General features: G+C 54.7%; 10 protein-coding genes. 4 read left to right on the plus strand and 6 right to left on the minus strand.

The window, feature by feature from the left end:
* Positions 1 to 6: 6 nt before the first annotated feature.
* From BJP07_RS03990 to lexA, 4 genes are all read right to left on the minus strand, one after another.
* Positions 7 to 2,070 carry a fructose-specific PTS transporter subunit EIIC gene (locus tag BJP07_RS03990; RefSeq protein WP_071566174.1) on the minus strand — a complete coding sequence of 688 codons (2,064 nt, stop codon included), beginning with the start codon at positions 2,068 to 2,070 and terminating at the stop codon, positions 7 to 9.
* A 22-nt stretch (positions 2,071 to 2,092) separates the two neighbouring features.
* Positions 2,093 to 3,061, minus strand: a complete 969-nt coding sequence (locus BJP07_RS03995) for a 1-phosphofructokinase family hexose kinase (protein ID WP_071566175.1) — start codon at positions 3,059 to 3,061, stop codon at positions 2,093 to 2,095.
* Positions 3,062 to 3,219: 158 nt separating this feature from the next.
* The gene (locus tag BJP07_RS04000) at positions 3,220 to 4,005 is read right to left on the minus strand and encodes a DeoR/GlpR family DNA-binding transcription regulator (RefSeq protein ID WP_071566176.1); all 786 of its coding nucleotides are present in this window, start codon (positions 4,003 to 4,005) and stop codon (positions 3,220 to 3,222) included.
* A gap of 132 nt (positions 4,006 to 4,137) precedes the next feature.
* Positions 4,138 to 4,821: a transcriptional repressor LexA gene (gene lexA, locus BJP07_RS04005; protein ID WP_071566177.1), complete on the minus strand. Its 684-nt coding sequence runs from the start codon at positions 4,819 to 4,821 to the stop codon at positions 4,138 to 4,140.
* A 210-nt stretch (positions 4,822 to 5,031) separates the two neighbouring features.
* Here lexA and BJP07_RS11005 point away from each other — a divergent pair, with 210 nt between their 5' ends.
* Entirely contained in the window at positions 5,032 to 5,418 is a 387-nt protein-coding gene (locus BJP07_RS11005; protein WP_143109658.1) for a hypothetical protein, read from the plus strand.
* Between the two features lie 48 nt (positions 5,419 to 5,466).
* Positions 5,467 to 5,928 carry a transcriptional regulator NrdR gene (nrdR, locus tag BJP07_RS04010; RefSeq protein ID WP_071566388.1) on the plus strand — a complete coding sequence of 154 codons (462 nt, stop codon included), beginning with the start codon at positions 5,467 to 5,469 and terminating at the stop codon, positions 5,926 to 5,928.
* Positions 5,929 to 5,943: 15 nt separating this feature from the next.
* Here the strand turns inward: nrdR and hrpA are convergent, their stop codons facing one another.
* A complete protein-coding gene (hrpA, locus tag BJP07_RS04015) occupies positions 5,944 to 9,849 on the minus strand; it encodes an ATP-dependent RNA helicase HrpA (RefSeq protein ID WP_071566178.1) in 3,906 nt (1,301 codons plus the stop codon).
* A 15-nt stretch (positions 9,850 to 9,864) separates the two neighbouring features.
* Positions 9,865 to 10,821, minus strand: a complete 957-nt coding sequence (locus BJP07_RS04020; protein ID WP_071566179.1) for a hydrogen peroxide-inducible genes activator — start codon at positions 10,819 to 10,821, stop codon at positions 9,865 to 9,867.
* A gap of 136 nt (positions 10,822 to 10,957) precedes the next feature.
* On the opposite strand from BJP07_RS04020, the gene BJP07_RS04025 reads away from it, so the two are divergent.
* Together BJP07_RS04025 and BJP07_RS04030 are read left to right on the plus strand one after the other, a co-directional pair.
* Positions 10,958 to 11,554 (plus strand): peroxiredoxin, encoded by a 597-nt coding sequence (locus BJP07_RS04025; RefSeq protein ID WP_071566180.1) that lies wholly within the window; start codon positions 10,958 to 10,960, stop codon positions 11,552 to 11,554.
* A gap of 75 nt (positions 11,555 to 11,629) precedes the next feature.
* Positions 11,630 to 12,154 carry a carboxymuconolactone decarboxylase family protein gene (locus BJP07_RS04030; RefSeq protein WP_071566181.1) on the plus strand — a complete coding sequence of 175 codons (525 nt, stop codon included), beginning with the start codon at positions 11,630 to 11,632 and terminating at the stop codon, positions 12,152 to 12,154.
* Positions 12,155 to 12,163 lie beyond the last annotated feature (9 nt).

The raw sequence follows: 12,163 nt of genomic DNA on the forward strand, positions 1-12,163 counted from the left end.
ATGTCCTTAGTTCGCCACCGCTGCAGATTCTGCTTGTGCGGAGGCTTCAGCCGCAGCCTTCTGGATCTCTTCGTTCGGCCAGAACTGCTTAGCGAGGATAACCGCCAGCGTTGCCACGGCCACACCAGCAATCAGCGCAACAAACAATCCCCACCAAGGATCGTAGGCGAAGAGGACGAAGAGTCCGCCGTGTGGAGCCTGCACACCAACATTGAGCGCCATGCTAACCGCGCCGGCCACAGCACCACCGAGCATCATCGAAGGGATCACACGGAATGGGTCGGCTGCCGCAAACGGGATAGCACCCTCGCTGACAAAGGACAGACCAAGAAGCCATGCGGACTTGCCGTTCTCTTGCTCGGCCGGAGTAAACAATCCCTTACGCAAGAACGTTGCGATCGAGAGAGCGATCGGCGGAACCATACCGGCAATCATGACTGCCGCCATGATTTGGAAACTTGCCTCCGTACCAGCAGACAGGCCTGCGGTGCCGAATAGGTACGCGGCCTTGTTCACTGGGCCACCAAGGTCGAAGCACATCATGAGACCGATGATGACGCCCAGCAGGACAGCGGAGGATCCACTCATCGATTCAAGCCAGCCCTGCAGGCTCAGCATAAGCGATTCGAGCGGGCGCCCCAGCAGCAAGAACATAATGAGGCCGATAGTGAGAGAGGTCAACAGCGGAATGATGACCACTGGCATCAGGGAACCAAGCCAGCGTGGCACTTTCCATGTTTGAATCCAGTACGCGATGAAGCCAGCCAGCAGACCTGTGACAAGGCCACCAATAAAGCCTGCACCGACCATGACCGAGATTGCGCCGCCGATAAAACCAGGTGCGATACCTGGGCGTCCCGCCAGACCATAGCCGATGTAGCCGGAGAGAGCAGCAACGACGAATCCCATGCCCATCTGGCCCGTAGCGAACATCACAGCGCCGAGATACAGCAGCCAGCCAGAGCGCTGGAACGTCATCATTTCGCCGTCGACGTCGATGCTATTACCGGGCAAATGGGTGGGGGAGAAGTTAGTGACTAGCGCTTGCCAGCCATTGGCCATGTCGTAGCCACCGAAGAGGAACCCAAGCGCGAGGAGCAGACCACCTGCTGCTACGAACGGCACCATGTAAGAGACACCAGTCATAACAGCCTGCTGAATCTTCTTTGGCCAGCTCTCACCCGACGATGTGGAGTCTTCTCGTTGCTCCGAACCTGCGGTAGTCACTCGAGGCGCATTCGGGTCCTTCGCTGCAGCGATGGCTTCGTCGATCATCTTGTTCGGCTCATTGATGCCACGCTTTACCGGACTATCGACGACTGGTTTGCCGGCAAAACGCGCCTTGTTACGAACAGCGACATCGTGGGCGAATATAACAGCGTCAGCACTGTCAATATATGCCTGATCCAGCGGATCTCCGCCAGAGGAGCCCTGTGGCTCTACTTGGAACTCGACGTCATCGCGGGCCTGAGCCGCCTGTGTCAACGCGTCTGCTGCCATGTAGGTGTGGGCAATGCCAGTCGCACACGAGGTAACCGCGGCGATCCTGAACTTCTTCGTACCATCTGCTTGGCTCGTTGGAGCTGGAGCGGGAGTGGCCGCCTTCTTTTTCGGGGCGGCATTAACGACGCCCAGCACAGCATCGACAACGGTTTGTTCATCTTTCGCGTCGCGCAGTTGTGTGACAAAGTCACCGCGGACAAGCGCGCGAGCGAGTTTCGACAGAATCTTCAAGTGCGCCTTGCCTCCACCTTCAGGTGCGGCGATCAGGAACACTAGTTCTGCGTCACCGTCAGGTCCGGAGAAGTCGACGGGGCGCTGCAGTCTGGCAAAAACCAGAGTTGGAACTTCGACTGCCTCGGTGCGGCAGTGAGGAATCGCGACGCGACCGTTTACTCCGGTGCCAGCTTTCTGTTCGCGGGCGAAGGCGGCGTCGGCAAGCTTCGTGCTGTCGCTTGCGCGTCCAACGACCTGGGCTTGTTGTGCGAGGTGTTCAATGACCTCTTTTGGTGACGACCCGTAGTCCACATCGAGACTAACGAGTTGTGGAGTGATGATGTTCTCACTCATGGTGGACTCCTGTTCTCTTAAGTTATGAATCGATTGCGATGACCTGGGTCTGTTCCAGGTTGATATCGTCAGGATTTGGGATGCCGGTGCCGGGCAGACCAGCAGCAGCTGAACCGTACGCAACTGCTGTCCGGAGGCATTGGTCAAGTGGTAAGCCCTGAGTACGGGCCATGACATAACCAGCGAGTGAACTGTCACCAGCGCCAACTGTAGATTTCACGTCGGTAGGAGGGGGTGTTGCTGCCCACGCCGAATCTTCCGTGACAAGGCAGGCCCCAGCGCCGCCAAGTGTGACGAGGATTTCCCGCACGCCTCGCTGAATAAGTGTTCTCGCGGCTTCAATCACCTCTGAGTAATCTCCATTTGAGGCGTTCGACTCGAGAGTATTGCCATCAGCCCCCACCAATTGAGCAAGCTCAAAGGCATTGGGCTTTAAAACATGAGGTGCACCGGATTCCAACTGTTGCCCGAGCTTGATGAGAGGCTCATCAGAAGTATCGACGGCCACTAGCACGCTATTGTCTAGCCGTGAGAGAAGCTCACGTGTAAGCGTCGCGTAGAGGTCTGCTGGTGCCCCACTTGGCAATGAACCAGCCATGACGACAGCCTGGCATTGATCCTTCTGTGCGTCTACAGCAGCCAGGAAACCTTGCTGAATGTTGGGGGTGTACTGAGGGCCGGGCTCGTTGACCTTAGTCGTTGTTCCGTCTGCCTCTGTAATCGCGGTGTTAGTACGAATATTCCCCTCGACGGGAATGGTTACGATTGGAAGTCCGAGTCGGTCAGCAGCAAGCTTGAACGGGTCGTTATCGCCGCATGGAACTACCGCGAGAGTGGAGCGTCCAGCTTTTGCTGCGGCGTGGGCAACGTTGACCCCTTTGCCTCCGGCTTCGCGTGTAGCTGATATTGCCCGTGCAACTTCGCCGCGACGCAGGGTCTCAACGGAAAGCGTTGCGTCTGTGCTGGGATTCGGAGTAAACGTCAGAATCATATGGCGCATCCTTAGAGTAAATGGTGCTCTGTGGGGTAACGCCTACCGAATGTCTGTTGTGCAGCTGCAGTATCGAAAAGCGCTACTAACAACATAATGCCCGATTATGTCCGATTACGCAATAGAACGGACGCAATCGGGCGTTTGGTTGCTTGGATTTACTCTTCGGCAAGGACAACGTCGATGCCGCGTTCACGAAGCTCGTTGACGAAGCTTTCTGGGGCATCCTTATCGGTAACGACTGCATCAATGGCATCGAGCGGGGCAAAACTCACTAGATAGTCGTTGCCAAGTTTGGTGGAGTCGCAGAGTACAACTACCTTGCGTGCATTAGTCACCATCGAGGACTTAACCGCGGCCTCTTGCGCATCGGCGGTGGAAAGACCGTGATCGATGGTCAGCGCATTCGTGCCAATAAACGCAACGTCAGCGCGCATTAGGGCCAGCGTACGAAGCGCTGTGTCACCTACGACCGCTTGTGTAATTGCGCGAACTGTTCCTCCGAGCAGCTGAACGTCGGTTAGGCCACAGGAAGAAAGGTCCAAGGCGATGGGGAGGGAGTTGGTGACGATGGACCAATGCTGGGCCTTCCCGGCTGCTGCGATGAGATCGGCGAGGCCGTTAATCGTCGTACCAGCGTCTAGAAAAATACCAGCGCCGGGCTCTTCCGGAAGGAACTGCATCGCGGCACGTGCGATCGCGGACTTCGCTGTGGGGGCAGACCGAAACCGTGCATCAAGGGAAAACTCGGTGGTGAGGAAAGATTGGCTTGCAACGGCACCACCGTGAACGCGATGCACGATTCCTTCATCGTGGAGAATCGCTAGATCTCGCCGGATGGTTTCAGCAGTTACATCAAATCGTTCAGCTAGCTCGGTAACGTTCACGCGACCTTCAACTGCGGTTAGTGACGCGATCTGCCTTCTTCTCTCTTCGGCGTACATAGAACTCCTCCGTGGGAACACCACGAACCAGTAAGCTTAAAATATGGGTTGCCCCTATTGTTACAAAACCGTGCGCCCGAATGTTTTTATATGTGTTTGGTCGCCCCCGGTTGGGGGCGAAAGGGGTGTGGGTTACAGCGTGCGGAACACCGACACGACCTTGCCCATTATCTCGGCGTCATTACCCTGTATCGGAGAGAATGCATCGTTGTGTGGGATCAGCCAGACCCCAGAAGAGTCCTTATGGAACTCCTTGACGGTTGCCTCACCATCAATGAGGGCGGCCACGAATTCTCCTTCCTCGGCCACTTGCTGCGAGCGGATGACGACCCAGTCTCCATTCAGGATGCCTGCATCGCGCATTGATTCGCCGACGACCTGGAGCATGAAGAGCTCTCCGTTATCGAGCAACTCCTCAGGGAGCGGATAATAGTGCTCAATGTTTTCCTCTGCCAAGATTGGGGAACCGGCTGCAATCTGGCCAAGAACTGGAATCATTCGAGCGGGGGATGCGCCATCAACCTCTGTGTTCCCCCCAGATGGAACCGATCCCCCCATTGATTCGGGGAGGTGTCGGAGATCTACCGCGCGTGGCTTATTTGGGTCGCGGCGAAGAAAGCCCTTCTTCTCGAGCTCTTTCAGCTGATAGGCGACAGAGGATGTCGATTGCAGTCCGGCGGCATCGCCAATTTCGCGAATGCTTGGTGGATAGCCGCGTAGTACGACGGCATCGCGAATAACTTGGAGGATTCGTTTCTGCCGATCTGAAAGTACGCTCATGTCAAATTTGTCACTGCTGGCATTCTTGCTTGTCATAGTTCCTCACTTCAGGTCGTGACGGCTTCTTTTGTACAGAATATATCAAAGAGGGCAAATATGTTCGATAGTGAGGGGTGTTGTGGGGAGATGCTATGGGATGGTATAAATCGAACATAGAGTTTTAATCGAACACATACGCTAATTGTTTCGCTAGTTTGTTGGAATGAGCAGTAATGCGTACTGCAAGATAGGGAGTGAATTTTGAACGTGATTAAACAGGCGAAAACTAATTCTACTCGCCAGGGTAGGAGCGGATCGATAATCGCTCCTGAAACCACGATGCCCGCTGAAGTGTGGGATTTTGTTCCCGACCAGGTCAGTCGTGAGCTTAGCTCAACGCAGGGCTGGCGAGCCCCGGGCCATAGTCTTCGCTGCTATCGTGAAACGCTCGAGGTTTCCCAACCCGCGGATACGACGTCCGATCAAGCCGATGATCAGAGAGCAAGTGTTCTAATGGGAGTGCTTCTTGGGCTGACGATGTTTGTCGCTGTCCTCATTTCAGGTGATTTCGGCGACAGCGACTGGAACTCGACACATGGGAATAATGCAGAATTCGCTCTTAGCCATGAAAGCGCTTCCTTGCCACCGCGTTAACTCGCTAAAGTGATGGGGTAACTGTTCTTCGAAAAATTTGGGGTGGAGATGTACTGTCCGTTTTGCCATCACGAACAATCACGAGTTACGGATTCTCGGGTTATTGATGGAGGCTCCGCTATCCGGCGTCGACGAGAGTGTACATCGTGCGGTGGTCGTTTTACGACGATCGAGAAGGCAGTACTGACTGTTGTGAAGCGAAATGGCGTTATCGAGCCATTTGATAAGGAAAAGCTCATCGTCGGGGTTCGGCGTGCGTGCCAAGGAAGAAATGTCAGCGATGACGCTTTGAAGCGACTTGCACAACAGGTCGAAGAGACCGTCCGAGCACAAGGAAGCTCGCAAGTTGCGGCGAACGACATCGGGTTAGCCGTGCTGGAACCGCTGCGCGCTCTTGACGAGGTGGCCTACCTGCGTTTCGCCTCGGTGTACAAGTCTTTTGAAAGCGCTGAGGACTTCCAGTCTGAAATCCGTTTGATGAAACGACGTGAGCGAGACGGCCTTGACTAAAGCCTGTGCCACTCGCTAATGCAGCTTATCCACCATCTTTTCAATACGCCGCACACTGACAGGCTTTTGTGTGCCGAGGTGCTGAGCAAACAGGCTGACTCGCAACTCTTGGATCCGCCACATCACGTCCTTATACGCACGTGTTTTTCTGCGATTAGGCGGAAGCCGATCCATGTGTTGCTCAAGATAGCTCCTTGCACTTGCTACTTCCGCTTGACGCTCTTCGTCCCGCTCTGGCTCTGCTTCTAGATGCTCGAGCCGAACTCGGATCGCTTCAATATACCGGGGGAGGTGTTGAAGATTCTGCATTCCATGGACTGTGATGGCATTCGGCGGAAGCATGAACGCCAACTGCTTCCGTATATCGTCGATTGCAGGACCTTCCCATCCACTAAGTTCCTGCGTGATATTCGAATATGCCGCGAGACCAGGGGCAATTGAAACAATTGCTCTACGAACAGCACCGGGGATAGTCGGCTTTATTTTTTCACGCAGCTCTGCGAATCCCGTAGGTGTTCTCACAGGACCGCCGGCATTAATCATTGCGTCACGAATAGCCGCGACCCGTGCATCTTCGACCAGACCAGCAGCACCACCATGGGGATACCTGTCTACTGCAACGCGTTGTTGGAGGGGAAGCCCCTTTGTCATCTGAGACGTGGAAACCTCGATGGAACGCAACAGCAAGGTAAGTGTCGCGGTCATCATTGACGCATCCGCGCTTGCTCTCGTCGGGTGAACCGCAACGCGCACACCACCGGGAGTAGCTTCTAGCGCCGGGAAGGCCTCCACCTGGTTCCCATCAATCGTCGTCATTGTAGTCTCCGGAATAGCGCCGAGCGTGTCCGCTGTCCATTCAGCAACAACCGCGGTCTCGGAATGTTGGCTAGCTTTAGCAACAGACGATCGTATTTGCGGAGCTCTGCGCTTCTTCAACGCGAGCAGGCTCTTGTCGGTGTCGACAATTTTACCGCGCTTATCAATGACTGCGAACGTCACCGACAAATGGGGCGGAAGAAGCTGCGTCCGGAAATCGCTTCCGCTGATGCCGCTCGCTCCTAATTCAGTGAGTGCAGTTGCTAGCGCTTCCGTGACAGGGGTATGAGCGTCAAATGACATGCGCGCGAATGCCCGGTCTGCAAAATCAGGCGCAGGGACGACGCTCTTTCGCAGAGGTTTTGGCAGCGATCGGATGAGCTCAGTCAGCAGCTCTTTGCGCAGGCCAGGAACAAGCCAGTCGAAACCTGCAGGCTCGACGGCGGCAAGCAAGGGAAGTGGGATTGAAATGGTGACTCCGTCGTAGGTATCTCCAGGCTCGAACTTGTAGGAAACATCAAATCGCATCGAACCTTGCGTCCATGAAGCCGGAAAATCCTCTGCGGTGATGTCTTGCGCAGAGTCGTCGACCAGTTTCTTCGGATCGAAATGTAAATACTCGGGGTCTTCTCGTCGCTGCTTCTTCCACCAACTGTCAAAGTTAATGGCGGTTGTTACAGAATCAGGCAATTTCGCGTCGTAAAACTCGAAGAGCGAATCTTCATCGACAACGATGCCTCTGCGGCGGAGCTTCTCCTCAACTTCCGCTGCCTGGTTAAGCAGCGAATCGTTGTGCTCGAGAAATTTGTGTGTCCGGGTCCAATCGCCCTCGATGAGCGCATGGCGAATAAACATTTCGCGTGCCGCAATCGGGTCTACGTGATGGTAAGAGACAACCCTGTCTCGAACGATCGGGACCCCGTACAACAAAGACTTTTGATGCACCATGGCACACGCACGCTTACGTGACCAAAATGGCTCGGAATACACGTGCTTCAGCAGTGCCCCAGCGGCGTGCTCAATCCATGATGGCTCAATCTTTGCCACATCCCTGGCCCAGAGGCGGGAAGTTTCGACGAGTTCGCTCGCCATCAGGAACTCTGGGGGCGTCTTCGATAGAGATGACCCCGGGAAGATCATGAACCGGGTGCCGCGAGCCCCGTGGTACTCCTTGCTGTTGCCGTCCCGTGCACCAACGTTCGAAAGCAAACCGGTAAGCAACGCCCGATGGATTGAATCAGCGTCACGCTTCGTTGTCGTCTCGTTGCCGAGGTCCCAGCCAAGTCGACGTTCGACGTCACGCAGCTGACGGACCAAATCGTGCCATTCACGAATCCGCATGTAATGCAGATACTCTCGCTTCATCCGCTTTCTGAATTGATTTCCTGATAACTCCTCGCGAAGCCCTCCCACGTAGTCCCAGAGCTTGAGCGCAGACAGGAAATCAGATGTCTTGTCCTTGAATCGCGCATGAGCCTGATCTGCCTGCGCTTGAAACTCTAGAGGGCGTTCGCGCACATCCTGAATCGACATATGGGCTACAACCGCGGTGACATCACCCAGCACACGGTAGCGTTCGGCCTCAACGAGCATGCGGGCCATCTTTGGATCTACAGGGATTTTAGCAAGAGTATGGCCGATCTTCGTCAGTTTCGGCAGTTCTTGCTTCGGCAGCGCTTTGATAGCTCCGAGCTCGTGCAAGAGCACAAGGCCGTCTCGAACTGCTTTATCGTCCGGGGACTCGACGAACGGGAAGTGGCGCATATCCCCCAAGTTGAGGGAAATCATCTGCAAAATCACACTTGCCAAGTTCGTCCGCAAAATCTCTGGGTCCGTAAATTCCGGTCGGGCCTCAAAGTTTTCTTCGGAATATAAGCGGATAGCGATGCCATCTGCGACACGTCCACAGCGTCCTGAGCGCTGGTTTGCTGAAGCTTGTGATACCTCTTCAATGGGGAGGCGTTGTACTTTAGTACGCGTGGAATACCGCGAGACTCGAGCAAGCCCAGTGTCCACAACGTAGTGAATCCCCGGTACGGTCAGGGATGTTTCTGCAATGTTGGTTGAAAGAACGATCCTTCGGCCGCTGTGAGGAGAAAAGACGCGGTGCTGCTCGGCATTTGAAAGGCGACCGAACAATGGTGCGACTTCGACATTTTTCCAATGCTGCTTTTCGATGGCCTCGATGCAATCCCGAATGTCTCGTTCCGAGGCGAAAAAGCAGAGGATGTCGCCATCGCCTTCAGCCATCAGTTCCTTAATCGCATCGAGGACCCCATCGATCATGTCGACGTCAACCTCACGACCCCCCACATTGGTGACTAGCGGCCGGTACCGTACTTCGACGGGGTAGGTGCGACCGGATACCTCAATGATTGGCGCTGGATTACCATCACGGTCACAGAAGTGCTGAGCGAAGCGCTCAACGTCAATTGTTGCGGATGTAATAATGACTTTGAGATCGGGGCGTTTGGGTAGGAGCTGCTTTAGGTAGCCCAGCAGGAAGTCAATATTGAGTGAACGCTCATGGGCTTCATCGATGATGATGGTGTCGTATGCGTTGAGGAATCGGTCGCGCTGAATCTCGGTGAGCAGGATGCCGTCGGTCATGAGCTTCACGGAAGTAGTGGGGCTGACCTTGTCGTCGAAGCGAATTGCGTAGCCTATCGACTCCCCAATGTTTTGGCCAAGCTCCTCTGCGATGCGTTCAGCGACCGTTCGGGCGGCGAGGCGACGCGGTTGGGTATGGGCAATACGTCCTCGTCGGCCGCGGCCGAGTTCGAGCAACATTTTTGGGATCTGTGTGGTTTTACCAGAGCCAGTTTCACCAGCGATCACAGTAACCTGATGTTTTGAGACAGCTTCTAATATATCGTCCCTGCGAAGCGAAACAGGAAGCGCTTCGGGGTACTCGATGCTGGGAATCTGCTCATTCCTGGCATGAACGGCGTCGATACTGCGAGCAATCGCCTCCTGTACCTTGCGTAATTCTGTGGCGTCTTTTGCTCGGCGGATTCGTCGGCGGAGCCGCCGTACATCTCGGAGCTCAACGCTTTCGAGCTCGCGAAAGAGGTCGTTCTTAGGTGTTTGATCCTGTTGCTTCATAGTTAGCGTCCCAGTTTAGCGGGACAATATCGCATCACTAGTTTTCACTACTTCTTTGTAAGCCTTTTTGCACAGATCTCCGAGCTCTTCGAACTCATGCAGGCGTGAAGACGAGGATCGATAGACCAGTCCGATCGTGCGCTTTGCATCCACGCTCTTCTGGAAGGTTGAAAGTCCTAATCCGGGGCGGGTGCATTCAGCTGCAATCGCTGATTTCGGAACAAGCGTTGATCCGAGCCCGGCTACGACGAGCTGCATGATTGTTGTCAGCGACGCAGCCCGCGTATCGGACTGGCTCGGGCTAGTTGGTGTCGTTTGGGCGTTCTTGCACAGATCGACAATTTGGTCTCGTAGGCAGTGGCCGTCGTCGAGAAGCAGTAAGTCGAGATCCTCTAGGACGTCGAGGGTCAGGTTTTTACGTCCTGATAGGTTGTGCTTCTCGTTGGTCACAACGATGAACTCTTCGTCGTAGAGCTCGATTTCGCTCACTCCAGGAGCGTGCGTGGGAAGTGCTAATAGGGCGACATCGACGTTGCCGTCCCGAAGCTTTGCGAGCAGAAGTTTTGTAGGTTCTTCGATAATTCGTGGGGCTAAATCAGGGAACTCACTCTGCAACAAGTGTAGAAGGGTGGGCAAGATGTACGGTGCGATTGTTGGGATGATGCCGATATTCAGCGGGCCAGACAACACCCCGTGGGCGCCACGGGCGTGTGCAACAAAAGAGTCCGCCGCTTCAAGCGTTGCCTTTGCATAGGGGAGGAGCGTGTCTCCAGTTGGGGTGACGATGACTTTTCGGGTCGACCGTTCGATAAGTTGGATTCCTAGACCGGCTTCCAGCGCGACTAATGCCTGTGACAAGGAAGGCTGGGAAATGTTGAGTTTGCTTGCAGCAGTGCCGAAATGTCGGTTCTCCGCGATGGTCACAAAGGTGCGGAGCTGGGCTAAAGTCGGTTTATATTCTTTATTGTTCATTCTTATAACTATACGTCATCGCAATAGGTTTTGCTGTTGAACTTGTGTGGAGTTTCTGGCACAATGTTTATCAGAGTGCGAGCGATTGCATTCCAAAACCGTATATCTACGACATCTCACATTCGGAGGTTAAGCTATGGCAATTCTGACTGTAGGCGAGCGTTTCCCTGAGTTCGATCTCGTTGCGCTGAAGGGTGGCGACCTTCACGACGTCGACGCGACTAGCCCAGAGGATTACTTCGAGAACGTATCCCTGGAAAAGTACGAGGGTAAGTGGAAGGTCGTATTCTTCTACCCGAAGGACTTTACGTTCGTCTGCCCAACCGAGATCGCTGCGTTTGGCAAGCTGAACGAAGAATTCGAAGATCGTGATACGCAGGTCCTTGGTGGATCCACCGACAACGAGTACTCCCACTTCAACTGGCGCGCAACGCACCCAGACCTGAAGACCGTGCCGTTCCCGATGTTCGCTGATGTCCGCCACGACCTGATCCGCGCCCTGGGCGTTGAGAACGAGGCTGGCGTTGCTGACCGTGCGACGTTCATTATCGACCCGGACGGCATCATCCAGTTCGTGTCGGTTACCCCGGATGCTGTCGGCCGTAACGTTGACGAGGTACTTCGCGTTCTGGATGCTCTCCAGTCCGAGGAAGTTTGCGCTTGTGACTGGCAGAAGAACGACCCAACCAAGAACATCGACAAGTTGGCTGTTGTTCAGGAATCCTTGAAGTAAATACACCCCGAATCCCCGTCACTAGTCCAATACACAGTGGCGGGGATTTATTCATAAACGATAGAGAGGAAAAACATGTCGATCGAGAATCTGCGCAGTGCGCTACCCGAGTACGCAAAGGACCAGAAGCTGAACCTCGGTTCACTGACCCGTTCCACCGAGCTGACCGAGCAGCAGCTCTGGGGCGCGCTCGTAGCGTCTGCAGCAGCGACGAAAAATGCTACCGTGATCTCTGAAATTACCGATGAGGCGAAAGAGCACCTGTCTGAAGAAGCGATCGACGCCGCCTTCGGCGCAGCGACTGTTATGGCTATGAACAATGTTGCGTATCGTGCGAAGGGCTGGCTCGGCGACGACTTTGCGCAGGTTAAGTTCGGGCTTCGGATGAACATTATCTCGAAGCCGGGTGTCGAAAAGGCTGACTTCGAACTGTGGTCACTTGCTGTTTCTGCAATCAACGGTTGTGAGCACTGTGCTGTCGCGCACTCCAATGTTGTGCGTGAGGAAGGCCTAACCAAGGAGCAGGTCTGGGAAGCTGTAAAGGTTGCAGCGGTTGTCCAGGCTATTGCGCAGACTGTAGAAGTAGAAGACGCACGCTAACAGGGACTA

Source organism: Corynebacterium sp. NML130628 (assembly GCF_001875665.1).
In the GTDB taxonomy this organism is placed as follows: domain Bacteria; phylum Actinomycetota; class Actinomycetes; order Mycobacteriales; family Mycobacteriaceae; genus Corynebacterium.